The 24,233-nt window shown below is 65.2% G+C and carries 21 protein-coding genes; 6 read left to right on the top strand and 15 right to left on the bottom strand.

Features of this window, described 5'->3' with window-relative positions; all coding sequences use genetic code 11:
- Positions 1-152 precede the first annotated feature (152 nt).
- From GEV02_RS02930 to GEV02_RS02940, 3 genes are all read left to right on the top strand, one after another.
- The gene (locus GEV02_RS02930) at positions 153-1,781 is read left to right on the top strand and encodes a methyl-accepting chemotaxis protein (protein WP_328595699.1); all 1,629 of its coding nucleotides are present in this window, start codon (positions 153-155) and stop codon (positions 1,779-1,781) included.
- Positions 1,782-1,892: 111 nt separating this feature from the next.
- Positions 1,893-2,321 carry a TOBE domain-containing protein gene (locus GEV02_RS02935; RefSeq protein ID WP_152836427.1) on the top strand — a complete coding sequence of 143 codons (429 nt, stop codon included), beginning with the start codon at positions 1,893-1,895 and terminating at the stop codon, positions 2,319-2,321.
- Between the two features lie 248 nt (positions 2,322-2,569).
- Positions 2,570-5,788, top strand: coding sequence for a di-heme oxidoredictase family protein (locus tag GEV02_RS02940; RefSeq protein WP_152836428.1), 3,219 nt, complete (start codon positions 2,570-2,572; stop codon positions 5,786-5,788).
- Positions 5,789-5,803: 15 nt separating this feature from the next.
- Here the strand turns inward: GEV02_RS02940 and GEV02_RS02945 are convergent, their stop codons facing one another.
- From GEV02_RS02945 to GEV02_RS02970, 6 genes are read right to left on the bottom strand one after another with little or no spacing between them, the layout of a single operon-like run.
- Positions 5,804-6,706 carry a CopD family protein gene (locus GEV02_RS02945; RefSeq protein WP_328595700.1) on the bottom strand — a complete coding sequence of 301 codons (903 nt, stop codon included), beginning with the start codon at positions 6,704-6,706 and terminating at the stop codon, positions 5,804-5,806.
- The gene (locus GEV02_RS02950) at positions 6,706-7,089 is read right to left on the bottom strand and encodes a copper resistance protein CopC (protein ID WP_152836429.1); all 384 of its coding nucleotides are present in this window, start codon (positions 7,087-7,089) and stop codon (positions 6,706-6,708) included. Before GEV02_RS02950 ends, GEV02_RS02945 begins: the two co-directional genes overlap by 1 nt.
- Positions 7,090-7,100: 11 nt before the next feature.
- Positions 7,101-8,492, bottom strand: a complete 1,392-nt coding sequence (locus tag GEV02_RS02955; protein ID WP_152836430.1) for a multicopper oxidase family protein — start codon at positions 8,490-8,492, stop codon at positions 7,101-7,103.
- The gene (locus tag GEV02_RS02960; protein ID WP_152836431.1) at positions 8,489-9,847 is read right to left on the bottom strand and encodes a TolC family protein; all 1,359 of its coding nucleotides are present in this window, start codon (positions 9,845-9,847) and stop codon (positions 8,489-8,491) included. Before GEV02_RS02960 ends, GEV02_RS02955 begins: the two co-directional genes overlap by 4 nt.
- Position 9,848: 1 nt before the next feature.
- The gene (locus GEV02_RS02965; protein WP_152836432.1) at positions 9,849-10,145 is read right to left on the bottom strand and encodes a hypothetical protein; all 297 of its coding nucleotides are present in this window, start codon (positions 10,143-10,145) and stop codon (positions 9,849-9,851) included.
- Positions 10,146-10,198: 53 nt separating this feature from the next.
- Complete coding sequence (locus GEV02_RS02970; protein ID WP_152836433.1) at positions 10,199-10,543, bottom strand: hypothetical protein; 345 nt, start codon at positions 10,541-10,543, stop codon at positions 10,199-10,201.
- Between the two features lie 66 nt (positions 10,544-10,609).
- On the opposite strand from GEV02_RS02970, the gene GEV02_RS02975 reads away from it, so the two are divergent.
- Complete coding sequence (locus GEV02_RS02975; RefSeq protein WP_152836434.1) at positions 10,610-12,799, top strand: patatin-like phospholipase family protein; 2,190 nt, start codon at positions 10,610-10,612, stop codon at positions 12,797-12,799.
- Here GEV02_RS02975 and GEV02_RS02980 read toward each other — a convergent pair.
- The 5 genes from GEV02_RS02980 to GEV02_RS03000 are packed head-to-tail and all read right to left on the bottom strand — an operon-like array spanning position 12,773 to position 16,478.
- A complete protein-coding gene (locus GEV02_RS02980) occupies positions 12,773-13,246 on the bottom strand; it encodes a GNAT family N-acetyltransferase (RefSeq protein WP_152836435.1) in 474 nt (157 codons plus the stop codon). The genes GEV02_RS02975 and GEV02_RS02980 overlap by 27 nt on opposite strands.
- The gene (locus GEV02_RS02985; protein WP_152801644.1) at positions 13,246-13,533 is read right to left on the bottom strand and encodes an RNA-binding protein; all 288 of its coding nucleotides are present in this window, start codon (positions 13,531-13,533) and stop codon (positions 13,246-13,248) included. The genes GEV02_RS02980 and GEV02_RS02985 overlap by 1 nt, the downstream gene beginning before the upstream one ends.
- Before the next feature lie 23 nt (positions 13,534-13,556).
- Positions 13,557-14,333 carry an enoyl-ACP reductase FabI gene (fabI, locus tag GEV02_RS02990; protein ID WP_152836436.1) on the bottom strand — a complete coding sequence of 259 codons (777 nt, stop codon included), beginning with the start codon at positions 14,331-14,333 and terminating at the stop codon, positions 13,557-13,559.
- Positions 14,330-15,523 (bottom strand): acetate/propionate family kinase, encoded by a 1,194-nt coding sequence (locus GEV02_RS02995; protein WP_152836437.1) that lies wholly within the window; start codon positions 15,521-15,523, stop codon positions 14,330-14,332. Before GEV02_RS02995 ends, fabI begins: the two co-directional genes overlap by 4 nt.
- Before the next feature lie 4 nt (positions 15,524-15,527).
- Positions 15,528-16,478, bottom strand: a complete 951-nt coding sequence (locus GEV02_RS03000; RefSeq protein WP_174998937.1) for a phosphate acetyltransferase — start codon at positions 16,476-16,478, stop codon at positions 15,528-15,530.
- A 164-nt stretch (positions 16,479-16,642) separates the two neighbouring features.
- Here GEV02_RS03000 and GEV02_RS03005 point away from each other — a divergent pair, with 164 nt between their 5' ends.
- On the top strand, positions 16,643-19,546 hold the full coding sequence (locus GEV02_RS03005) for a VIT domain-containing protein (RefSeq protein WP_152836438.1): 2,904 nt from the start codon (positions 16,643-16,645) through the stop codon (positions 19,544-19,546).
- Here GEV02_RS03005 and GEV02_RS32750 read toward each other — a convergent pair.
- Complete coding sequence (locus GEV02_RS32750; protein ID WP_174998939.1) at positions 19,539-20,477, bottom strand: hypothetical protein; 939 nt, start codon at positions 20,475-20,477, stop codon at positions 19,539-19,541. The genes GEV02_RS03005 and GEV02_RS32750 overlap by 8 nt on opposite strands.
- Entirely contained in the window at positions 20,474-21,058 is a 585-nt protein-coding gene (locus GEV02_RS03020; protein WP_235922626.1) for a sigma-70 family RNA polymerase sigma factor, read from the bottom strand. The genes GEV02_RS32750 and GEV02_RS03020 overlap by 4 nt, the downstream gene beginning before the upstream one ends.
- A gap of 168 nt (positions 21,059-21,226) precedes the next feature.
- Between GEV02_RS03020 and GEV02_RS03025 the strand changes: the two genes are divergently transcribed.
- A complete protein-coding gene (locus GEV02_RS03025; protein ID WP_152836441.1) occupies positions 21,227-22,903 on the top strand; it encodes a S53 family peptidase in 1,677 nt (558 codons plus the stop codon).
- On the opposite strand, the gene GEV02_RS32755 is transcribed toward GEV02_RS03025, so the two are convergent.
- Together GEV02_RS32755 and GEV02_RS03030 are read right to left on the bottom strand one after the other, a co-directional pair.
- Entirely contained in the window at positions 22,900-23,073 is a 174-nt protein-coding gene (locus tag GEV02_RS32755) for a hypothetical protein (RefSeq protein WP_174998941.1), read from the bottom strand. The two genes, GEV02_RS03025 and GEV02_RS32755, sit on opposite strands and share 4 nt — an antisense overlap.
- Complete coding sequence (locus GEV02_RS03030) at positions 23,070-24,182, bottom strand: PepSY-associated TM helix domain-containing protein (protein ID WP_152836442.1); 1,113 nt, start codon at positions 24,180-24,182, stop codon at positions 23,070-23,072. The genes GEV02_RS32755 and GEV02_RS03030 overlap by 4 nt, the downstream gene beginning before the upstream one ends.
- Positions 24,183-24,233: the final 51 nt, after the last annotated feature.

The following is a 24,233-nucleotide window of genomic DNA, read 5'->3' on the forward strand; positions in this document are numbered from 1 at the left end:
TGAGTTCCTTTTACAACAAGATCGACGTTGACAAGTGGCGGCTATCGGGATCAAAGTAGCAACACTCGCAGCTGTCCATCCCGTTCGGGGCCTAATCCTCGCCCCAGCCTACCGTTACGTATCTGATCTGCATCCTCGACAAGGAGAGCAACGTGAATGTCTCGAACTGGAACATTGGAACCCGCCTCAGCGTGGGCTTTGGCATCGTGCTCGCATTGCTGCTGGCTGTTACCGTGCTGGGCATCACCCGCATGTCCCAGGTACAGGAGCGGCTGGACGAAATCGCCAACGTCAACAACCCTGAGGGCAAGCTGGCCGACCTGATGCTATCCACCGTGACCGATCGTTCCATCGCCTTGCGCAACCTGGCCCTGCTCACCGACATGAAGGACATGCAGCCCGAGGCCGACCGCATCCGCGTCAACGAACAAAAGTACGCCGAGGCCGAAAAAAAGCTGAACCAGATGTTTGCCGCGCTGCCCAGCACCACCGACCGCGAACTGGCGCTGATGCCGAAGATTAAGGAAGCCGAAGCGGCGGCGCTGCCGCTGATGGCCAAGGCCGCCAAACTGGGCCTGGACAACAAGGCCGACGAGGCGACCAAGGTGCTGATCGGCGAGCTGCGTCCGGTGCAGAGAAAATGGCTGGACCTGCTGACCCAGCTGTCCGAACTGGAAACCACGCTCAATACCGAAGCGGGCAACGATGCCGCCGTCGCCTACAGCAGCGCGCGCCTGATGATGATACTGCTGTCGGCTGCCGCCATCGGCATGGGGGTGCTGATCGCCTGGCTGGCGACGCGTTCGATCACGCTGCCGATGCAGCAGGCGGTGCGCGTGGCGCAGACCGTCGCGGCCGGCGACCTGACCAGCAAGATCGAGGTCCGCACCACCGACGAAACCGGCATGCTGCTGCAAGCCCTGCTGGACATGAACAACCATTTGCAAGACATCGTCGGCCAGGTGCGCGGCGGCACCGACACCATCGCCACCGCGTCGAGCCAGATCGCCAGCGGCAACCTGGACCTGTCGCAGCGCACCGAGGAACAAGCCAGCTCGCTGGAAGAGACCGCCTCGTCGATGGAAGAGCTGACCTCGACCGTCAAGCAAAATGCCGACAACGCCCGCCAGGCCAACCAGCTGGCGGCGTCCGCCTCGGACGTGGCCGGCCGCGGCGGCTCGGTGGTGGCCGAGGTGGTGGTGACGATGAATTCGATCAACGATTCGTCCAAGAAGATCGTCGACATCATCGGGGTCATCGACGGCATCGCGTTCCAGACCAACATCCTGGCGCTGAACGCGGCGGTGGAAGCGGCGCGCGCCGGCGAGCAGGGCCGGGGCTTCGCGGTCGTGGCTTCGGAGGTGCGCAACCTGGCCCAACGGTCGGCCGCCGCCGCCAAGGAAATCAAGGCGCTGATCAACGATTCCGTCGAAAAAGTCGATGTCGGCGCCAGACTGGTCAACCAGGCCGGCGTTACGATGGACGAGATCGTCGCCAGCATCCGCAGCGTGACCGACATCATGGGCGAAATCACCGCCGCCAGCCAGGAACAGGAAGTGGGCATCGAGCAGATCAACCAGGCGGTCGCGCAGATGGATACCGTGACGCAGCAGAACGCCGCGCTGGTGGAACAGGCTGCCGCAGCGGCGGCCTCGCTGCAGGAACAGGCCGCCGGCTTGTCCGAAGTGGTCAGCGTCTTCAAACTCGACCAGGCGCACCGGCCGGCGGCCAGGCTGGCCCGTCCTTCCGCGCAACGGCTGGCCTTGCCGGCGCATGGCTGACGAATATATGCAAAACCGTATATATCGATTCTCAAAGCGACACTGGCCGGTTCACCGGCCAGTCGGTTAACATAGCTCCTTTGATCTATCCACCACCGTCAAGGAGAAAACATGTTTACCAGTGCTCGCAACCAGTTGAGCGGCAAAGTCTCGTCCATTCAGCGCGGCGCCGTGAATGACGAAGTCGCCATCACCCTGCCCGACGGCCAGGTCATCGTCGCCATCCTGACCCACAGCAGCACCGAATCCCTGGGCCTGCAAGCCGGTTCGGAAGCCTTTGCGCTGATCAAGGCATCGTCCGTCATTCTGCTGACCGACACCGCCGGCGTCCGCCTGTCCACCCGCAATCAGCTGACCGGCACGGTGAGCGAGGTCGTCAAGGGCGCGGTCAACTCGGAAGTCAAGCTGACCGTCGGCAGCGGCACCCTGATCACCGCCATCATCACCAACGACAGCGTGCAAAACCTCGGCCTGGCCGCAGGCAAGACCGCCACCGCGGCCTTCAAGGCGTCCAGCGTCATCGTCGGCGTCAAGGCATAGTCCAAAAAATCGCGCCCCCCCCACCTTTCAAGCGTGCGCACACGCACGCTTGACATGTCTGACGACTCAAGATATCTTCACAACTATTGCCCCATCGAAAGTTTTCATAAAACTCAATCCGGGCAATAGTTCACCGCTCCAACACCCCAGTACCTGATTTGAACCGTAACACCCCGATCGGAAAGCCACGGCTGGATATGGAAACGCTTCCATGTCCAGCATCCCGCCATCACGAACAAGGACGTACCATGAACAAACGTAGCAGGAATCTCACGGCGCAGGCCTTGCCCCTGGCCTTGACGCTCGCGCTGGCCGCATGCGGCGGCGGAGGCGATCAGGCCGCCGCGCCGCAAAGCGCGCGCATGCTCAGCGCGATGAAGGTCCAGGGCGGCGCCGCGCAGTCGGCGGCGCAGTCTGCCGAGGTCGCGCTGACTCCGCTCAGCGCCACCGCCAGTTCTTCCGAACGGGGCGACCTCTCGGCCGCCGCCGCCATCGACCACAACGACACGACCCGCTGGGGCAGCGGCTTCGCCGACGACCAGTATCTGACGCTGGACTTCGGCAAATCGCAGCCGATTACCCGCGTCCACATCGAATGGGAAAACGCCCACGCCACCCAGTACCTGCTGCAAGTCTCGGACGATAACGCGACCTGGACCACGATCAAGACCGTGGACAACAGCCAGGGCGGCAGCGAAGACTGGACCGGCCTGAGCGGCCAGGGCCGCTACCTGCGCATGAAAGGCATCAAACGTTCGACCAACTACGGTTATTCGATTTTCGAGATCCAGGCCTTCTCCGGCACACCGGTGACGGCGCCGCCCGTCACGCCGCCGGTGGACAATCCGCCGCCGGTGGTCGTCAACCCCAACCAGCCAGGCGTGGCGATCAAGCCCGTCGCCGCGACCTCGTCGCCGGTGGAAAACGGCGGCCTGTCGGCAGCGATGGCGATCGACGGCAAGGCCGCCACGCGCTGGGCCAGCGTCGCCGACGACGGCGCCTGGATACAGTTCGACTTCGGCGCCAAGACCCAGGTCGGCTACATGAAGCTGCAGTGGGAGAACGCCTACGGCAAGCAATACTCGCTGCGCGTGTCCGACGACGGCCAGAACTGGTCGCAAGTGCGCTACGTCAGCGCCGGCCAGGGCGGCACCGAGGAGTTCTACAACCTCGGCATCAACGCCCGCTACATCCGCCTGCAAGGCGTGGCCCGCGCCACCCAGTACGGCTACTCGCTGTTCGAAGTGGAATTCAAGACGCCGGGCAGCGACAACACGCTGGCCGGCAGCGCCACCTCGCCACTGAAGTATCCGGCCAGCGGCGCCGGCTGGGCGCCCTTGCCCGCCGCCGCGCAGCCGCTGGAAACGCTGCAGTTCACCCTGCCCGACGGCACGCTGGTGACGCGCTTCGGCGCGCGCGGCCTGGCCCGCCACGGCCGCGAACGGGGCGAGGACTGGAACGAGATCGGCTACGGCCCCAACGAGACGGTCGATCCCGCCACCGGCCTGCCGGTCGACAAAGGCCCGGGCAACTACCTGACCTTCGTCTCGAACTACTTCAAGAACCGCAGCTGGGGCGTGGAGATCATCGACAACAGCCGCGTGCCGGGCGTGACCAAGCCCACGCTGATCGTCAACCAGTACACCACGGTCGACTTCCTGCCGGGCGGCATCGCCTTCTTCCGCGCCTTCGACCGTCCGGGCGTGACCGGCTATGGCTGGATGGCGCCGGGCGAACTGGTGGACCGCAACGTCTCGATCTGCAAACCGGTGGCCTACCCCGCCGCCGGCAAGCTGGCCAGCGCGGACGGCTTGAACAACGCCTGCACGCTGCGCATCAAGGAATACCCGGGCCACGGCGACCTCGATGCCAACGGTATGCCGAACGGTAAGGACGTGAAAGCGCGTCCGCTGGTCGCAGGCGACATCATCGAAGTCTCGCCGTCGATGTTCTCCACCACCGCATCGATGACGGCCAACGGCGACACCGGCGGCATCCGCTACTACTCCTACGAGTGGACTTACGTGGTCGGCGCAGGCCTCAAGCCTTGGTACGGCGTGCAGCCGCGTTTGAACTCCGTGCCGCTGCCGGAGGAGACGCTGTCCGGCGGCCAGGGCTCCGTGTCGTACAACTACTCGGACAACGGCGCCTTCATGTTCCAGCAGCCGCACAACAACATCGGCATGCAGAACATGCAGCGCTTCGTCGAAGGCCGCCGCCTGGTGCACACCAACTTCACCACCGGCGACCACAATGAACCGGGCAACGACCGCTACGCAGCGGCCGTGGGCTTGCAGGGACAACGCTTCAACCAGTCCGCCTGTATCGCCTGCCACGTCAACAACGGCCGCAGCCCGGCGCCGATCGCCGTCAACCAGAAGCTCGACGCCATGTCGATCCGGGTGGCGAGCACCAACGCGCAAGGCCAGCAAGTGCCGCACGCGCAGTACGGCACAGCGGTGCAGATGAACGCCTTCTCGGCCGGTGGCGCACCGCAAAACTGGGGCAACACGGTCAGCGTGGGCGGCTTCGAATCCCGCACCGTCAAGCTGGCCGATGGCGGCGCCGTCGAACTGCGCAAGCCGACGCTGGCCTTCGAAGGCCCGGTGCCGGACATCTGGTCGCTGCGCGCCGCCCAACCGATGATCGGCACCGGCCTGCTGGAAGCCGTGCCGGAAGCGGACATCATCGCCCGCGCCCGCACCGCGCCCGATGCGGACGGCGTGATCGGCGTCGCCAACTATGTGTACGAACCGGAGACCGGCGCCGTGCGCCTGGGCCGCTTCGGCTGGAAGGCGGCCAAGGCCACGCTGCGCCACCAGGCCAGCGAAGCACTGCTGCTGGATATGTCGGTGACGTCGCCGGTCTATCCCAACCGCGCCTGCGCCACCGGCCCTGCGGGGTGCGCGGCCGGCGGCACGCAGAAAGGCATCACGGAAGCGGACCTGCAATCGATCTCGCGCTATCTGTCGCTGGTGGCCGTTCCGGCCCAGCGCAGCATTCCTAGCGGCTTCCCGAAAGGCGTGGCGCCACTGGATGAGCATCGCGTCGATGCGCAGCAGGTCGCCGCAGGTTCCAAGCTGTTCCAGGGTATGCGCTGCGTGGCCTGCCACACCGCCGAGATGAAGACCGGTTCGGGCCATCTGTTCGCGGAACTGCGCAACCAGACCATCCGTCCCTACTCCGACCTGCTGCTGCACGACATGGGCGCAGGCCTGGCGGACAAGTTCGCCGAAGGCCAGGCCAAGGGCGGCATGTGGCGCACCTCGCCGCTGTGGGGCCTGGGCTACACGGACAAGGTGATGGGCAATAGCAGCAAGGTCGGCTACCTGCACGACGGCCGCGCGCGCAATCTCACGGAAGCCATCATGTGGCACGCCGGCGAGGCCGACAAATCGCGCCAGCGCTTCGAGAATCTGTCGAAGGCCGACCGCGAAGCGCTGCTGGCGTTCCTGAAGTCCCTGTAATGGCGGCAGCCGCCGTCAGATCGCTGTCGGCGGCTGTTGCGATGTCAGGATGGCGGCGGCCAGTATGGCGCCGAGCAGCAGCACCGTCTCTATCTTCAACGCCAGCCGCACCACCGCGACGCCTGCCGGCGATCGCGACGCGGCCGGCAAACCGATGAATTTGTTGTAGCCGCCAATGCCGACGGCTACCAGCACCAATGCCACTTTGCTCAGCAAGGTAATGCCGTAAACGGTATAAATCAAATTCCCGGCGGTGCCGACGCGGTGCCAGCCGCTGTACATCCCCGTGATCGCGATGGCCGCCAGCGCTGCCGTTGCGGCATGCGACATCCAGCCCAGGTAGCGATTCAGCGCATCCGCCTCCCAGCGCACCGGCAACACCAGCCAGCCCGAAACCGCCACCACGCCCGCCCAGACGGAGATGGCCGACAGATGGATGGCCTCCGCCGCCATGGGCAGCGACCAAAGCCCCTGCTCGCCCGCGTGGCCCATTGATGAACGGGTGACGGCAAACATGCCCATGGCCAGCAGCACCGCCAGTTCGCCAGCCAGAGGCAGGCGTCGCCGAACGCTGCGCAGGGCCATCGCCACCGCCAGCGCCGCGATGGCGACGCAACCGGACCAACCGTAGGCGGTGGTTGTCGCCATCATCCAGAACATGCCGCAAGCCTCGCGCAGGCCGGTACCGCCCATGACGGCGGTGGCGGCCAGCAGCGACAACCCGCCGGCAGCGATGGCGACGCCGGCCGCCAGCATATCCAGCATGCGCATCCGCGCTTCGAAAGCAGCCGGACGGCCTGCGCCAGCCGGCAGCCAAAGCCGCGCGCACCAGGAGCCGGCCAGCCAGCTAAAGCCGCAGTTGAGCAGGAACGCCGAGCCGACTTGCAGCAGCCAGACGGCATCGACATCCGCTTCCACTATTTGACCGTGAAGGTGAATCCGCCCTTGCGGCGATGTCCGTCAGGGCCGGCCACCGCCCAGCCTACCGTGTACACACCGGCAGACAACGGTGGCACGACCAGCCGCAGGATCGCGGGATTGCCCGCGTCCACGGTGGCCTTGACCTTGTCGGACAAGGCTCCCGCAAGCACATGGCCGGCGGCGCCTGTCAGCGTAATGCTGCTGAACGCCGGTTCGACCTTCTCATTGAACGTTAGTGCGATCTCTTTCGGTGCCGCGTCCAGCACGGCGTTGGCCGCCGGGTTGGAGCTCTTCAAGCTGGCGTGTGCGGCGGCGATGGGTGCCGACAGCGTCGCCACCGCGACAACGGCGGCGGCGACCAAGGTATGCAAAGTCTTCATGTGTGTTCTCCTTAATGGCCGCTATGCCCGCTGGGTTTGCGCACCGTGAGTTCAACGTCCGGCGGGTTCACGGCCGGCATGGACTGGCCACCGGCGGTGTACTTGCGCGCCGGTTCGGGCAAGGCGCCGGTCCACTCATAGGCCAGCGTGCCGGGTGGATGCTTGTACCAGCCAGGGTCCGTGTAGTCGCCGCGCTTCTGCTCCTTGCGCACTTTGACCACGGTGAACATGCCGCCCATGTCCACGCCGCCAAACGGGCCTTCGCCCGTCATCATCGGCAGCGTGTTCTCCGGCAGCGCCATCTGCATGCCGCCCATGGCGCCGCCCTTGTCACCCATGGTCATATAGTCCGGCACGATCTTGTTGATCTTCTCGGCGATGCCGCGATGGTCCACGCCTATCATGGTCGGCACGTTGTGGCCCATGGCGTTCATCGTGTGGTGCGATTTGTGGCAGTGGAAGGCCCAGTCGCCCGGATCGGTGGCGACGAATTCAATCGCCCGCATCTGGCCGACGGCGATATCGGTCGTCACCTCCGGCCAGCGCGACGCCGGTGGCGTCCAGCCGCCATCGGTGCCGGTGACGAAGAACTCGTGGCCGTGGATGTGCACCGGATGGTTGGTCATCGTCAGGTTGCCGACGCGGATACGCACCTTGTCGCCCTGCCGCACCGGCATGGAGTCGATGCCGGGGAAGACGCGGCTGTTGAAGGTCCACAGGTTAAAGTCCAGCATGGTATTGGTCTTCGGCGTGTAGCTGCCCGGGTCGATGTCGTAGGCATTCAGCAGGAAGACGAAGTCGCGGTCCACCGCGAACTGCGTGTGATCCTTGGGATGCGTGACCCAGAAGCCCATCATGCCCATCGCCATCTGCGTCATCTCATCCGCATGGGGGTGGTACATGAAGGTGCCGGGACGCCTGGCGACGAATTCGTAGACGAAGGTCTTGCCGGGTGCGATGCCGGGCTGCGTCAGGCCGGTGACGCCGTCCATGCCGTTCGGCAGGCGCTGGCCGTGCCAGTGCACGCTGGTGTGTTCCGGCAGCTTGTTGGTGACGAAGATGCGCACGCGGTCGCCCTCGACCACCTCGATGGTCGGGCCGGGCGATTGCCCGTTGTAGCCCCACAGATTGGCCTTCATGCCGGGCGCCATTTCGCGCACCACCGGCTCGGCGATCAGGTGGAATTCCTTGACGCCGTTATTCATCCGCCACGGCAGCGACCAGCCGTTCAGCGTCACCACAGGGTTGAACGGACGGCCGTTGGACGGCAGCGGCGGCACGTGGGTGTCGGCGTTATCCATGGTCATCGCCTCCGGCAGCGTGGCCGCACCGGCCTTGCTGACGGCGGCCGCGCTGACCGCGACGGCGCCAGCGCCCTTGAAGAAGTCTCTACGTGAAATCATGGGGTGGTCCTTGTTTCGTTGGCGCTGCCGCCGTTGACGGCGGTGTGCAGCCGGGTTTCCGCGATCCAGAAATCGCGCTGTGTTTCGATGGCGGTGTTGACGCTGTTGAGCTGTTCGCGCGAGTCGGCCAGCAGCTCGAAGACGCTGGCCAGCATGCCGTTGTAGCGCAGCAGTACCTCGTCCGAGATCTTTTTACGCAGCGGTACCACGTCGTCGCGGTAATGGCGGGCGATGTCGTAGGTGGTACGGTAGGACGAATACGCCTCGCGCACTTCCGAACGGGCCCGCACCGCCGTGTCGGTGGTGCGGTGCACGGACTGCATGTACTGCGCCTGCGCCCGTGCGACCTTGGCGCTGCCCCAGTCGAAGATCGGCAGTTCGAACGAGACCTGATAGCCGTTCTCACGCGGCTTGCCGGTGCTGCTCTTGTTGGCGTAGCCGGCGTCGAACACATTGATAAAGCCGGTGGCTTTGGTCAGGCCGAGGGCGTCGGCCGTGGCTTCGGTATCGCGGCGCGCGGCCTGCATGTCCAGGCGCTGCGTCAGCGCTTGTGCTTCGGCGTCGTTCATTTCCTGCGGCTGCGGCGGCAGATCGGGCAGCCGGTCCGGCAGCGCAAAGTTCTGCTGCTCGCCCCAGAGGCCGAGAAGACGTATCAGCTGCTCGCGCGAGGCGGTAGCTTCATGGCGGCTGCGGGCCAGCTGCGTCAACGCATCCTGGTAGAAGGCGCGCTCGCGGGCCTGATCCAGTTTGCTCCAGTTGCCCACCTTAGCCATTTTTTCCGCCAGTTCGGACGAGGCGTCTACGGCCACGCGCACCTGCTCGGCGAAGGCCGCCGATTGGGCCGCAGCCACGGCGGTGAAGTAAGCACGGCGCGTGTCGGCCGCCAGTTGAACCGCCTGGGCTGCGGCCTGCAGCTTGGCCTGTTCGAAACGGCGTCCTTCGATGCGCGAGCGCGCGGGTAAAGTCAGCAAGCCGGCGATATCGAACGTGACGCTGCGGTCGATTTCGGTCTCGCTGCCTCCACGGATGCGGCCAAAGCCCAGGCTGGGATTGCGCATGCGGCCCGATTGAACGAACTCCGCCTCCGACACGCCCAGCTCCGCCAGCGAGGCCTTCAGCGCGGGGCTGTTCAGCAGCGCTATCTGGACTGCGCTTTCCGGGGTCAAAGGCTGCGCCAGCAGCGCGCGGACTTGCTGGCTGTTGTCAGCGTCGCGGGACAAGCTGGCCGGCTGGCCGATGCGTTCCTGCGTCAAGCGGGAGACAGCGGCCAGGCCGCCGTCGTTGGACAGGCTGGCGCAGCCTGCCAGCAGCATGGCGGACAATCCTGCCGCAGCCGTCTTGGGTAATCGTGCCATGTTATTGGCCTTTCATGTGCTGGTGATGACCCTTGTGCGGGTCTTCGCTGGTCTCGGCCTTGGGCATATCCATCTGCATGGCGTGGCCCGGCTGGGCGGCAAGCTCGCGGTTGGCCTGCAGCCAGACCTTGTCCGGCGTGGCGGCGGCTTCCTGGGTGGGACGAACATCGGCAAAAGCCGAACGGTATGCTGGCGATGGCACCTTGGCATCCGCGTCCTGCGCTTTGGGCGCGGATTGGGCGAATGCATACACAGGCGCGCAGGCTACTGCCAGCAGCAGTATGCGAAAGCGATTCATGGAATTCCTTAAAAATGGCGGATACGCGGGCAAGCCCGCAGCTTCGGCAAATCTCAGGAAAGGCGGGGCGGACGCTCCAGCGTGGCGGGAATGTACGCGGTCATCGCGGGTTCTGGCGCGCTGAAGCCCGCGCCGGAAAACCCCGCAGGCAGCACGACGGCGGGCACGCCGGGTGGCGCGGACGCGCCCACGCAACTGGCGCAATGGCTGCATTTTCCATGCGCGCCCGACGCCTGGTCAGGCTTGGCCGGCGCGCAGTGCTCCGTTTGGACAGCCGGCTGGCTGACCAAACGCATGGGCGCCGTCACCGTATCGCACGGAACCAAGGCAACAGCTACCCCTTGCAGCGGCAAGGCTGTTATCAAAATCCAGAGCAGGAAGCGGATGAATGGACGCATAGTGGCCTGAATCTTACACCTTCCCACAGAGGTAAGGTCAAGCGACTTTTGTGCTAGAGTCCCCGCATGCGAAAACTCCATGCGCTTATCCTCTTTTCCTGCCTGAGCTGCCAGCTCGCCCATGCCGCCACGCGGCCCAAGATAGCCGTAGTGCTGTCAGGCGGTGGCGCCCGCGGCGGCGCCCATATCGGCGTGCTGAAGGTGCTGGAGGAACTGCGGGTGCCGGTCGATATCATCGTCGGCACCAGCGCCGGCGCCATCGTCGGCGGGGCCTACGCCAGCGGCATGCCGCTGGCCGAGATCGAGCGCGAAATGCAGACACTCAGCACCGCCAACCTGTTCCACGACGTCGCCCGGCGCGACTTGTCCATCGCCCGCAAGACCGACGACGCGGACAGCTTTGTCGGGCCGGAGATCGGCATCGGACCGGGCGGCCTGTCGCTGCCGAAAGGCGCGGTGTCCGGCGTGGCGCTTGAGGCGCTGCTGCGCCGCCTGACCGTGCGCCAGTCCGTTCCCGACTTCGATCACCTGCCGATTCCTTTCCGCGCGGTCGCCACGGATGTCAGCAGCGGCGAGATGGTGGTGCTCGAACACGGCAACCTGGCGCAGGCCATACGCGCCAGCATGGCCATCCCCGCCGTCATCACGCCGGTGGAAATCGACGGCCAGTTGCTGATCGACGGCGGCATTGCCCGCAACCTGCCGGTCGATGTGGCGCGCAAGATGGGCGCGGACATCATCATCGCCGTCAATATCGGCACGCCGCTGCTCAAGCGCGACGAGATCAAATCCGTGCTGTCGATGTCGGACCAGATGGCGCGCATGCTCACCGCCAGCAACCTGCGTACTTCCCTGGCCGAGCTCAATCCACAGGTGGACGTGCTGATCGCCCCCAACCTGGCGACTATCGAATCCAGAAACTTCGATCTGCTGAAGGAGGCCGCAGCCTTGGGCGAACAGGCCGGCCACCAGGCCGCCGAGCGGCTGCAGCGCTACGCGCTGTCGACCGAGGACTATGCGGTACTGAGCGCGCGCCGCCGCTACGCCCAGGCGCCGCAAGGTGTTCTGCTATCGTCGGTGCGCATCGACGGCACGCAGCGGGTGCCGGAAGAATCCCTGCGCGGCATGATGGAGACCCGGGCCGGCGAGCAGTTCGACGCAGCCAAGGCCGAACGCGACATGCGGCGCCTGTTCGGACGCGGCGACTTCGAACACGTCAGCTATACGCTCACGCCACTGCCGGACGGACGCCATGAGCTGACCACCACGGTCAATGAGAAATCATGGGGACCGCAATACCTGCGCCTGGGCCTGGGCGTATCGACCGACTTCGAAGGCGACTCCTTCTTCACGCTGCGCGCCATGCACCGCTGGACCTGGCTCAACGCGCTGGGCGCGGAGTGGCGCAACGACCTGGAGATCGGCCACACCGACCGTCTCAGCACCGAATGGCTGCAACCACTGACGCCGGCGCAGCGCCTGTTCGCCAGCGCCTACCTATCGGGCGAGCGCACGCCGCTGGACATCTACTCCCAAGGCAGCCGGCTGGCGCGCTACCGCTACGAGTCGATCGCGGCGGGCCTGGACCTCGGCGTGCCGTTGGCTGAATGGGGCGAGGCGCGCGTCGGCGTTACGCGCGGCCACGTCAATCTGCTGCTGGACACCAGTTTCCTGCCGCCGTCCGAATTTTTCCCCAAGGCGCGCACAGGCGGCGTACAACTGCGCCTGCGGGCCGATACGCTGGACAACCGCTCGTTCCCGCGCTCCGGCGTGGAGGCGGATCTGCGGGTGTTCGCTTCCCGCACCGCGCTGGGCGCGGACACCAACTACAACAAGCTGTCCTTCTCCGCGCAGACGGCGCTGGCGACCGGCCCGCACTCGCTGCAAGGGGCGCTGGAGGTTCAGCACAAGCTGGGAGAGAACGCCCTGCCCGACCACGAGATCCTATCCTTCGGCGGATTTTTACGCATGTCGGGATACCGCACCGGCGAATTGGTGGGCAACAGCCTGCACTTCGGCCGGCTGGTCTACAACTACCGCATCTCCGCGCCCGGCCTGCTGGACGGGGCCTACATCGGCGCGTCGGCGGAGCTGGGCCGCGTCGGCAACACCGTCGACTCCCTGAACGGCGAGCAGACGGTGCGCAGCAATGCGCTGTATCTCGCCATCGATACGCCTCTGGGACCGCTCTACTTCGGCGCCGGCCGCGCCTCACGCAACCAGACCGCCTTATACCTGCTGATCGGGAAGCCGTGACGGGATGATCTCGGCGATCATCTCGCCATTGTCATCGATCCCGCATTCGCTGAAGCCGAAGCTGCGATAGAACGCCTGCGCCACGGCGTTGCCCGGCTTGTAGTAGATGATGATGCGATGAACATCCGGCTTGTTGTGCAGCTCGTCGAGCAGCAGCGCCATGGCTTTGCGGCCTATGCCCTTGCCCTGCTGCGGAAAGTCGACCATGAAGCGGTAGATGCCATACAGGCCGTCAACGTCCTCGGCGCGCACGTCGTACAGCAGGAAGCCGGCCGGTTCGCCGTCGCAGTAAATCCCGCGCGTGACGAAATCATCGTAGAACTTGGACTGTGCGATCGATACGGCATTGCTATCGAGGTAGTCGCGCTGGTGTTCTGGCAGCTCCATGTCCATGAAGCGCTCAAAATTATCGATGGTGATGTCCTGCAGTGTGACGCTTGTTGCCATTAATTGAAGTCCAGTCGTTCGTGAGGTTCGAGGTCATGATACACGTCCTCCTGGTGCAGCGGAATGTAGAACTTGAGCGCTTTACCGCGATGGAAGACGCCGCGCAGCTGGTTGCAGACGCCCCATACCCGTTCATAGGAATCGGCCACGTCGATCAGCGCCCATGGGTTGTCGTCCATCCCCTCGCGCACCATGTTGACGTGGGTGACGTGGAAGAAGCGCGCCAGGCCTTCAGCCACCGTGGTTTCAGTTGCATCGCCATGCAGGCCGGATAAAATGATTTGCATCTGCCGCTCCTTTCAGTTCGCCGTCAGGCGATGATATTCAGGCCGCCATCAACATACACCGTGCTACCCGTTAAACGATGCGCGTACGGCGAGGCCAGATAAGCGCAGGTATTGCCGACATCGAGAATGTCCACCAATTGACCCAGCGGCGCGCGCGCCACGGCATCGCTCAGCAGCAGGTCGAAGTCCTTCAGGCCGGAGGCGGCCCGCGTTTGCAGCGGCCCCGGCGAAATCGCGTGGACACGAATGCCGTGTGGACCCAGCTCGTAGGCGAGGTAGCGGCACGACGCCTCCAGCGCAGCCTTCACCGGTCCCATGACGTTGTAGTTCGGGACGACCTTCTCGGCGCCGTGGTAGCTCATGGCGAACATGCTGCCGCCATCCGTCATCAGCGGCGCGGCCAGTTTGGCCATGCGGACGAAGGAATGGCAGGACACATCCATCGCCTGCAGGAAGCCGTCCAGCGAACAGTCCAGCAGCCCGCCTTGCAGATCAGCTTTCGGTGCGTAGGCTATCGAATGCACCAGGATATCGAGCTTGCCGTGTTCCGCCAGCGCCGCAAACAAGGCCTCCAGCTGGCCCGCTTGCGTAACGTCCAGCGGCAGCAGCTGCGCATCGATCTCCGCGGCCAGCGGAGCGACGTGGGGCAAGGCCTTCTCGTTCAGATACGTGAGCACGACTTCCGCACCCAGCTTACGGAAGGCCAGCGCGCAACCCCACGCGATTGAATGCTCGTTGGCGACGCCGACGACCAGCGCCCGCTTGCCGGTCAAAATGGGATATACCGTTTCCGTATTCATGCCGCCTCCAGCAAGGCCAGGGTGTGGCGGGCGATCATCAGCTCTTCGTTGGCCGGCACTACCCACACGGGCACTCTGCTGCCGGCAGCGCTGATGCGTGCGACGCCGCGCGGATTGGCGGCGTTGGCGGCGGCGTCCAGCTCCACGCCCAGCCAGGCCGCGTCGCGGCAGACGGCGGCGCGCAAGGCGACGCTGTTCTCGCCTATGCCGCCGGAGAAGACCAGCGCATCCAGCCCGCCCAACGCGGCCGCCAGCGAACCCAGTTCACGGCCGATGCGGTACACCATCAGGGCTATGGCCTCCCTGGCGCGTGGATCGTCGCTTTGTTCCAGCGTACGCATGTCCGACGAAATGCCGGAAACGCCGAGCAGGCCGGACTCCTGGTACAGCAGCTTCTGCACAGCGCCGACGTCCATGCCCAGTTCATCGATCAGGTACAGCACCACGCCGGGATCGAGCGCGCCGCAGCGGGTGCCCATCGGCAGGCCATCGACAGCGGTAAAGCCCATCGAGCTGGCCATGCTGCGCCCGGCCGCCATCGCGCACATGCTGGCGCCATTGCCCAGGTGCGCGGCCACCACCTTGGCGCCGGCCAGCGCCGGATCGGCCTCCGGCAAGCGGCTGGCGATATATTCGTACGACAGGCCGTGGAAACCGTAGCGCCGCACGCCCTGCTCCGTGATCCGCGCCGGCAGCGCGAACGCCTGCGCCTCCGCCGGCTGGCCGACGTGGAAGGCGGTGTCGAAGCAGCCCATCTGCGGTACATCCGGCGCCATCGCCATCACGGCGCGCACCGGCGCCAGGTTGTGCGGCAGATGCAGCGGCGCCAATGGAATCAGTTTTTCCAGCGCCGCCAGCACCTGCGCGTCCAGCCGCTGCGGGCCGCTGTAGGCCACGCCGCCGTGGACGATGCGATGTCCGACCGCCACCACGCGGTGGCCTTCCAGATGCGTCTGTGCGAAGTCGATCAGGAAGCGCATGCCCGCTTCGTGGTCCAGCGGTGCGGCGGGCCAGCTGCGTTCACCGATGGAGTGTCCTTGCGCGTCCTGCGCGCTGAAACGCGTCACGCCGCTGTAAAGATTCTCGATCTTGCCCTTGAACGTCAGCGCCAGCGCGGCGCCGCTGAACAAGGAGAACTTGATGCTCGACGAGCCGGCGTTGATGACGACGATGCTATCGTTGGGTGCCATGCGCTCAGCCTCCCAGAATGCGATTGCCAGCCAGCTTATTGTGTGCCACCAGCACCGCCACGGCGCAGGAGGCCAGGCGCGCGGCCACGGAATCGGCGCGGCTGGTCAGGATGATCGGCACGCGCGCGCCGAGCACAATGCCTGCCGCCGCCGCGCCGGCCATGAAGGTCAGGCTTTTGGCCAGCATATTGCCCGCCTCCAGATCGGGCGCCACGAGGATGTTCGCCCTGCCCGCAACCGGCGACACCAGGTGCTTGATCTCGGCCGCTTCCGGGTCGATGGCGTTGTCCATCGCCAGCGGGCCGTCGAGGATGCCGCCGGTGATCTGGCCGCGGTCCGCCATTTTGCACAGCGCCGCCGCGTCGATCGTGGACGGCATCTTGGCGCTGACCGTTTCCACGGCCGCCAGTATCGCCACCTTGACCGGATCGAACTTGAGCACATGCGCCAGGTCGATGGCGTTCTGGATGATGTCGGCCTTGTCGTCCAGCGTGGGATTGATGTTGACTGCGGCGTCGGTGATAATCAATGGTTCGCTGCGGCCCGGCACGTCCATCACGAAGCAGTGACTGAGGCGGCGCCCGGTGCGCAAGCCCGTATCGCCCGCCACCACGGCGCTCATCAACTCGTCGGTGTGCAAACTGCCCTTCATCAGTACCGCTGCCTGGCCTTCGCGTATCAGCTCCACCGCGCGGAACGCCGAGGCGTGACTATGCTCGGTATCGACCAGCGGCAGCGCCGAAATATCCAGCTTCGCCTCGTCCGCCGCCTGGCGGATGCGCGCCTGTGGGCCGACCAGGATGGGGAGTATCAACCCCATGCTGGCCGCATCCAGCGCGGCCTCCAGTGCATGACGATCGCACGCATGCGCCACGGCGACCTTCACGGGGCCGACTTTGCGCGCTGCGGCAATCAGGATTTCGTAGTACGGGTGCGGCGTATTCATGGCAGTCATCTACTCTCCTCAGCAGTAAGCCTGGGAAATGATAGCAACAAATACAAATAAAGCAATTGAATATTGCTGCGGTGCCGCATACATTTTTTTTGCCGGTTTAACCCCGTCCGCCGCCCCGCACCGTTACATGCATGACGCCGGGCTTTTCCGGCAAAGGAGATGTCATGTTGCGCCCACTGTTTGCGGTTTTCCTATTAAGTGTTTCGATGATGGCGCAGGCGCTTACACCCCTGCCGCCCGTCATGCCGCCACGGCTGATCGTCCCGCGCGCGCAGACGCCGGTGCGCCTGCAAAGCCTGCACATCACCGCCGACATCAGCGGCGGCCTGGCGCAGACCACCGTGGAGATGGTGTTCTACAATCCCAACGCGGTCCAGCTGGAGGGCGAGCTGCAATTCCCGCTGCTGCCCGCACAGCGCGTGACCGCCTTCGCGCTCGATATCGACGGCGCGCTGCGGCCGGCGGTGCCGGTCGAAAAAGCCAAGGGGCGTTTGATCTTCGAACAGGTCGAGCGCACCCGTGTCGATCCGGCCCTGCTGGAGACCACGCAGGGGAATAACTTCAAGCTGCGGGTCTATCCGATACCGCCACACGGCACCCGCACGGTGCAGCTGAAATATGCGGAGCCACTGCCACGCAGCGATGCCCAGCGCGTGTATCGCCTGCCGCTGGCTTACGGCGGCGGCGTCGACGAATTTGATCTGGCGCTGAATGTCCACGGTGCGAGCGCGTCGCCGCAAACACGCGGCGCGCTGGGCGGCGTGCAATTCGAACGGCAGCAGGACGGCTATCGCGCCCGCATCACCAAAACCAGCTTCCGCACCGACGGCACGCTGGAACTGGCGCTGCCCACCACCGGGCAGCCGCAGACCTTTGTGCAGGAGTTCGACGGCGATACCTTCTTCCTGAGCGAGATCGCTGTCGCCGGCGACAACACGCATCCGGTGCGCTTGCCGCCGGCCGTACTGGGACTGTTATGGGACAGCTCCGGTTCGGGCGCGCAACGCCAGACCGATGCCGAACTGGCCGTACTGGATCAGTACTTCAAGACAGTGCGCAATGTGGACGTGCGCCTGTTCCGCCTGCGCGACCGCGCCGAGGCCAGCCAGCGGTTCCGCGTCGTCAACGGTAACTGGAGCGCTTTGCGGGCCGCGCTGGCTGCCACGACCTACGACGGCGCCAGCGCCCTGGGCGCGTGGAAACCGGAGTCGGATATCAACGAATATCTGATGGTCAGCGACGGACTGTCCAATTATGGCGATGCGCCCTTCCCGACCCTGGCCAAGGGCCAGCGTCTGTATGCATTGAACTCGGCGCTGGTGTCGGACAGCGCACGGCTGTCCGCACTGGCGGAGCGCAACGGCGGGCGGCTGGTGCAGTTGCAGGCGAGCCAGCCGGCGCTTGCCGCGCAAGCCTTGCTGGCCGATGAGCTGCAATTGAGCGACATCTCTGCGACCGGCGCCAAGGACATCTCGTTCGAAGCGCGCGAGCCGCAGGACGGCATACTGCGCGTCGCCGGCCGCCTGACACACCCCTCGGCCGAGCTGACGCTGACCTTGACCCAGCAGGGCAAGAGCCGCACGATGACAGTTCCCGTGAGTGGAAGCGCGCCCTATCACCCGCTGGCCGCCGGCATGTGGGCCAGCTACCGCCTGCACGCGCTGGAAGCGGACTACGATTTGAAGCGCGGAGAAATCCGCCGCCTGGGCCAGCGCTTCGGCATGCCGACCCGCGAGACATCGCTGCTGGTGCTGGACAGGCTGGAAGACTATCTGCGCTATGATATCGAGCCGCCTGCGGCCTACAAGGAAGCCTACGCCAACCTCAAACAAAACCGCTGGACCCAACGGCGCCTCATCACCACACAGCACAGTGAGCAGATCGTGCGCGAGTTCGAGCAGAAAGTCGCGTGGTGGGAAAAGAGCTATCCGAAGTCCGGCCTGCCCAAGCGGGCCGACCTCAAGCCCATGGACGACCCGCAAGTGGAGGCAGCTCCTGTGCTGATGGAATTTGCACGCACGGTGTCCGCACCGGTCGCATCGGCAAAAGCCATGGCCTCGCCACCGCCAACACCGGTGCCCCTCGCCTACGGCCGCGCCGACCTGCGCAGGTCAGGGTCGGCCGCCACGCCTTCCCCTTCGCAGGGTGACGAGATGCCAAACGCCGGCATCCAGCTCAAGAAATGGTCGCCGAACGAACCATACCGGGCGCGCATGAAAGCGGCCAGGGGCGCCGACCTGTATGCCGTCTATCTGGACGAAAAGCCGAACTACACCAACAGCAGCGCCTTCTTCCTGGACAGCGCGGACATGCTGCTGGAACAAGGACAACGCGATCTGGCCTTGCGCGTGCTATCGAATCTGGCGGAGATGGATCTGGAAAATCGCCAGGTCTTGCGGATACTCGGCTACCGTTTGCTGCAAGCGGGCGAGCCGGCACTGGCTATTCCAGTCTTCAAGCAGGTGCTGCGTCTGGCCGAGGAAGAGCCGCAATCGTATCGCGATCTGGGCCTGGCGTATGCGGCCGCCGGGCAGGTGCAGCCTGCCGTCGACCAGTTGGCCGAGGTGTTGAACCGCCCATGGGATGCACGCTTTGCGGAGATCGAGCTGGTGACGCTGGCGGAGTTGAACGCCATCGTCGCCAAGGCTGCGGTCAAGCCGGACACCAGCCGTGTCGATCCGCGCCTGCTGCGCAATCTGCCGCTGGCCTTGCGCGCGGTGCTGACCTGGGATGCGGACAATACCGACATCGATTTGTGGATCACCGATCCGAATGGCGAGAAGTGCTACTACGCGAACCGCTACACCTACCAGGGCGGGCGCATGTCGCGCGACTTCACCGGCGGGTATGGGCCGGAAGAGTTTTCGCTGCGGGTGGCCAAGCCGGGCAAGTATCGGGTGGAGGTCAATTCATTCGGCCATCGCCAGCAGATCGTGGCCGGCGCCACCACTGTGCAGCTGCGTTTAAGTATAGGCTTCGGTACGGCGAAACAGCGCGATCAGATGGTGACCCTGCGTTTGCGCGATACCGGCAGCACGGCGCTGGTGGGAGAGTTCGAAGTTAATTGACGGTTTCGAGCTGCCGCTGGAGTTCTGGCGGCACCTCGGTGTCAGGATAGCGCATGCGGAACTTGAGCCATTCCGCGTGCGCTTCTTTCGTTTGGCCATCCCTCAGCATGCCCTCCAGGCGAGCCAGCCATGCGGATGCGGTCATCGCTGCGGACACGGACATCACTTCAGGCCCAGGCAAGGCCGCATGCGCAGGGATGGGGGCGCGTGCAAACACCGCTGCAGGCACAGATGGAGATGGCACCGGCGCTGGCGGCGGAGCGGAGCGCAGCGCCAGCGACGGTACACCGGCGTAGCTCAGCATTTTCGGCGGGAGGGCCTTGACTTCCGCAGCCTCCAGTCCGAGCACCGGCGCCTCCGGCATTGCCGGCGCCGGTGCGGCGGCGATGTCCGCCATCGGCGCGGACCGCGCCGCAGGCCGCATGGCGACAGCAGGCTTCGCGGCGCGAACAGGGGCCGAAGCGGCAGATGGCGGCGGCGGGGGGGCAGGTTCGGCCGCCGCCACCGTCGCGGCAACGGCGGCCGCTTCCCCGGCAGGCGGCGCAACTTCCGCCATCTTCGCAGCCGGCGACGGAGACTCCTGAATAACGCCTGCCTGCCGAACCTCGGGCGCAAACGCCTGTGGCATCAACCCGCGCACCACAAACAAAGCCAACACCACGCTAGCCGCAAGTCCTAACGGCATCCGCGCGCGCCGCAGATAGTGCCGCGCCGGCGGAGCAGCAGGCGCGCCGTCATGCACCGCATCATTGGCAGACACACCCGGCCGCGCACCGTCGGCCAGGTCGGCGGCAGCACGCGCCAGAATCGCCGCCGACAAAGCCTCCGGCACCGACGGCTGCGGCAAGCCTTGCAGCTGGCGCGACAGATCCCCCTGGCCCTTGAGGAAGTCTTCGAACTCCGCGTCTTCAATGTGATCGTGTGGATTCATGCTCTCGCCTCTTCGGCCGCAGGCGCCAATTCCTGGCGCAGTTTGCGCATCGCATAGCGCAGACGACTCTTCACCGTCTCCACCGGCGCCGCCACCAGCTCCGCGATCTCCTCCAGGCTCATGCCGTTAAACTGCTGCAGCACCAGCGCCTCGCGCTGATCGACAGGCAGCTGACGTATCATCGCATGCAAATGGCTGGCCTGCTGCTTGCGTTCCAGCTCGCCGTCCGGCGCCAGCCCTTCGTGCGCCGCATCGGCGACGTGTTCGAACCAGTCATCCTCGCCGCCATCGCTGGCCAGCAGCACGCGTTCATTCAAGCGTATCAGGTCGATCAAACGGTTGCGCGCGATTTGAAAGAGATAAGTACGGAAGCTGGCGCCCGGTTCATAACGCGCGCGGGCCTGATGCAGATTGGCCCAGCTGTCCTGCATGATGTCGTTGACCCACTCCCGCCGCGGCGAACGCCACGTCAGGAACAGATACAAGCCCTGGCTGTGCCGTCGATACAGTTCCGCGAACGCAGCCAGGTCGCCATCGCGATAGCTGAGCATCAGTACTTCATCGGATCGGAGGGCGGACATACCATCATGATAACGCATGGCCCGTGTGCCACAGGCCTATGTGTTGTTACAAAATATTGCCGCGTCATAAAGGCTTTCCCGCAACGGCGGGCTGTAAAGACGTGTAAATTTCACCGCCCGGGATGTTTCCTGAGATAAACTTTAATCGCTAAAGATCAGGAGCACATCATGCGTACACTACCCCGCCCCTCCCTTTCCGCTGCAGCCTGCGGCCTCGCACTGGCGCTAGCCCTTCCGGCGATGGCGCAGCCGCAGAACTGGCGCGCCACCCACTCGCACGCGCCGGACGCCAGCGACTACACACCAGGTGCGGAAATGCGGTCGGGCGACACGCTGCACGTCGCCGTCTCGCTGCAGCTGCGCAACCGCGAACAGCTGGACGCCTTTGCCGCCAGCCTGGCATCCGGCCAGGCCAGTACACCGCTGACGAGCGAACAGTTCCTGTCCCGGTACGCGCCGACGGCCGCCGATGTCGCCGCCGTGGTCAAGCACCTGAGCCAGAGCGGCTTTGTCAACATCGAAGTCAGCCCGAATAACATGCTGGTCAGCGCCGACGGTTCGGTGGGCACGGCGCGCTCCGCCTTCAATGTCCAGATGCGCCACTACTCGCGCGGCGAACGTGAGGCCTACGCCAACACCAACGATCCGGTCGTACCCAGCGCGCTAAGCGGCATCGTACTGGGCGTGCACGGCCTGCAAACCGTGCACCTGGCGCACACCGCGCAAGTGCAGGCACAGGCCTCCACTTACGCCACGGCCGGCAAAGTGGGCCACAGCCCGACCGCCTGGCCGACCATCTACAACGCCACCACCTTGCCGACAGCCGCCAAGACCACCATCGGCATCATCACCGCCGGCAGCATGACACAGACGTTGACTGACTTGAGCACCTTTGCCCGCACCGCAGGCTACGCGCAGCCAGCCGTCAGTGTGGTCAACGTCGCCGGCACCAGCAGGCGCCAGAGCACAACATCCAGCTCGGACGGCACGGCGGAATGGAATATCGACAGCCAGAACGCGCTGGGCGCGGCCGGCGGCGCGGTCAAATCCATCGTGTTCTACGCGGCCAATTCGATGAGCGAGGCGGACCTGACGGCGGCTTACAACGCCGCGGTTGCGGCCAACGTCGCGAAGGTCATCAGCGTGTCGCTGGGCGAATGCGAAAGCAATGCGCGCCTGACCGGCACGCAAGCCACCGACGACCAGATCTTCCTGGCCGCCATTGCGCAAGGCCAGACCTTCGTCGTCGCCAGCGGCGATTCCGGTTCCTACGAATGCGGCGGCAAGACCAATGCTCAAAGCTACCCGGCCGTGTCGCCGTACGTGATCGCGGTCGGCGGCACCTCGGTGACCACCAGCAGCACGGGCGCCTGGACCGGCGAAACGGTTTGGGCATGCTCCAACTACAGCACCTGCGCCAGCAGCGGCGGCACCGGCGGCGGCGCCAGCCTGATTGAAGCGGCGCCCGCATGGCAGTTGTCCTCGAAGGTGCTCGGCACATCCACGCGGCGCGGCGTGCCGGACATCGCCTTCGCCGGCGATCCGGCTACTGGCGCGATCACCATCGTCAACGGCAAGAATGCGCAGTACGGCGGCACCAGCCTGTCCGCGCCTATCTTCGCCGGATTCTGGGCGCGCATACAGTCGGCCAACAACAACCGCCTGGCCTTCCCCGCACCGGCGCTGTACAAATACGGCGTGGCGCAGACCGCGCTGTTCCATGACGTCGTTTCCGGCACCAACGGCGGCTACACCGCCGCCAAAGGCTGGGACTACACCACGGGCTTCGGCAGCCTGAATGTCGGCAGCTTCGCGGCCTTCGTCACTTCCAGCGGCGGATTCTAGGCGCGCCGGCGCAGGCCATACCAGGCGCCGGTCAGCACCGGAATGCCCAGCGCGACGGCGGACGCCAAGTCCCAGACGCCGTCGCCGACCAGCGCGCAAACCAGGCCGGCGATGGTCAGCACGGCCAGCAGGATCGGTGCGCCCCACAGGCGCATGAATGGACTTTTCATTGTGCGGCTCCCGCAGGTTTCGCGTTGACGCCGCGCTTCAGCCACAGATACAGGCCGCTACCCAGCACGATGATGGTGGCCACGTCCAGCAAGGCCCACAGCAGCTGCATCCATCCGCCGCCGTAGTCGCCGAAATGCAGCGGTTGCGATATCAGCAGCACCGTCAGATACCAGGGCAGCGCGCGGCGGTCGGTGATGGCGGTGGTTTGCGCATCGATCAGCACCGGCTTGTACAGGCGCGAAGTCAGCGCCGTGTCGCCGCGCATGAAGACGCCGTAGTGATGCGGACTGGCGAACGGCGTACCCGGGAAGGCGACGAAGCCGATCTTCATGCCCGGCTCCGCGGCGACGACGTTGGCCAGCGACTTCTGCATCGATCCCAGCACCGCCGGCGGCGACTGCCCTTTGTACGGCGCGATCATCTCCGCCATCTCGGTGAACTGCCAGTACTTCAACAGCAGATCGGCCCAGGTGTTAATCATGCCGGTGGCGCCGACCACCAGCGCCCACGTCAGCGTGACGATGCCCAGCAGGTTGTGCAGGTCCAGCCACTTCACGCGCGGACCACGCTCGCGTCGCACTTCGCCGAAATCCAGCTTGCGCATGAAGGGCGCGTACAGCACCACGCCGGAGATGATGGCGATCACCAGCAACAGCCCCATCAAACCCAGGAACAGCTTGCCCCACAAGCCCGCGTACAGATCCACGTGCAGGTGGAACATCACGCCGATAAAGCTGCCCTCGAAGCTGGGCTGCGCCAGCACCTTGGCGGTGCGCGCGTCGACGGCGATGGACTTGTAGCCCTCGTCGGTCGGATTGTCGCCCAGCGTCAGGTTCCAGATGTTCGGCTCATCCGCCTCCTGCGACATATACATCATCATTTTGCCGGGGTACAGGGCTTTGCCGGCCGCGATCACCGTGTCCAGGTCGGCCTTCGGCGTGGCGTGCGGCATCTGCGGCGCTTCAATGCCGTTGCCAAGAAGATGGTCGATCTCGTGGTGATAGATGAGCGGCAGGCCGGTCAGGCAAAGCAGGAGCATGAACACGGTGCAGACCAGGCTGCTCCATTTGTGTATCCACGCCCAGCGGCGGACGGTAATCGGTGTCATTTTGAAATCAATTCAGTACTAGAACTACAATGATAATGCAAATCACTCTCA

The sequence above is a fragment of the Rugamonas aquatica genome (assembly GCF_009380215.1).
Lineage (GTDB): Bacteria > Pseudomonadota > Gammaproteobacteria > Burkholderiales > Burkholderiaceae_D > Rugamonas > Rugamonas aquatica_B.

What these genes read in the sequence shown, in the direction of transcription:
- GEV02_RS02965 (WP_152836432.1), bottom strand. Translation starts at nt 10,145, where the DNA reads ATGAATCGCTTTCGCATACTGCTGCTGGCAGTAGCCTGCGCGCCTGTG.
- GEV02_RS32750 (WP_174998939.1), bottom strand. Translation starts at nt 20,477, where the DNA reads ATGAATCCACACGATCACATTGAAGACGCGGAGTTCGAAGACTTCCTC.
- GEV02_RS02995 (WP_152836437.1), bottom strand. Translation starts at nt 15,523, where the DNA reads ATGGCACCCAACGATAGCATCGTCGTCATCAACGCCGGCTCGTCGAGC.
- GEV02_RS02960 (WP_152836431.1), bottom strand. Translation starts at nt 9,847, where the DNA reads ATGGCACGATTACCCAAGACGGCTGCGGCAGGATTGTCCGCCATGCTG.
- GEV02_RS02975 (WP_152836434.1), top strand. Translation starts at nt 10,610, where the DNA reads ATGCGAAAACTCCATGCGCTTATCCTCTTTTCCTGCCTGAGCTGCCAG.
- GEV02_RS03000 (WP_174998937.1), bottom strand. Translation starts at nt 16,478, where the DNA reads ATGACTGCCATGAATACGCCGCACCCGTACTACGAAATCCTGATTGCC.
- GEV02_RS02980 (WP_152836435.1), bottom strand. Translation starts at nt 13,246, where the DNA reads ATGGCAACAAGCGTCACACTGCAGGACATCACCATCGATAATTTTGAG.
- GEV02_RS02955 (WP_152836430.1), bottom strand. Translation starts at nt 8,492, where the DNA reads ATGATTTCACGTAGAGACTTCTTCAAGGGCGCTGGCGCCGTCGCGGTC.
- GEV02_RS03020 (WP_235922626.1), bottom strand. Translation starts at nt 21,058, where the DNA reads ATGTCCGCCCTCCGATCCGATGAAGTACTGATGCTCAGCTATCGCGAT.
- GEV02_RS03025 (WP_152836441.1), top strand. Translation starts at nt 21,227, where the DNA reads ATGCGTACACTACCCCGCCCCTCCCTTTCCGCTGCAGCCTGCGGCCTC.
- GEV02_RS02935 (WP_152836427.1), top strand. Translation starts at nt 1,893, where the DNA reads ATGTTTACCAGTGCTCGCAACCAGTTGAGCGGCAAAGTCTCGTCCATT.
- GEV02_RS03030 (WP_152836442.1), bottom strand. Translation starts at nt 24,182, where the DNA reads ATGACACCGATTACCGTCCGCCGCTGGGCGTGGATACACAAATGGAGC.
- GEV02_RS02970 (WP_152836433.1), bottom strand. Translation starts at nt 10,543, where the DNA reads ATGCGTCCATTCATCCGCTTCCTGCTCTGGATTTTGATAACAGCCTTG.
- fabI (WP_152836436.1), bottom strand. Translation starts at nt 14,333, where the DNA reads ATGAATACGGAAACGGTATATCCCATTTTGACCGGCAAGCGGGCGCTG.
- GEV02_RS32755 (WP_174998941.1), bottom strand. Translation starts at nt 23,073, where the DNA reads ATGAAAAGTCCATTCATGCGCCTGTGGGGCGCACCGATCCTGCTGGCC.
- GEV02_RS03005 (WP_152836438.1), top strand. Translation starts at nt 16,643, where the DNA reads ATGTTGCGCCCACTGTTTGCGGTTTTCCTATTAAGTGTTTCGATGATG.
- GEV02_RS02985 (WP_152801644.1), bottom strand. Translation starts at nt 13,533, where the DNA reads ATGCAAATCATTTTATCCGGCCTGCATGGCGATGCAACTGAAACCACG.
- GEV02_RS02950 (WP_152836429.1), bottom strand. Translation starts at nt 7,089, where the DNA reads ATGAAGACTTTGCATACCTTGGTCGCCGCCGCCGTTGTCGCGGTGGCG.
- GEV02_RS02940 (WP_152836428.1), top strand. Translation starts at nt 2,570, where the DNA reads ATGAACAAACGTAGCAGGAATCTCACGGCGCAGGCCTTGCCCCTGGCC.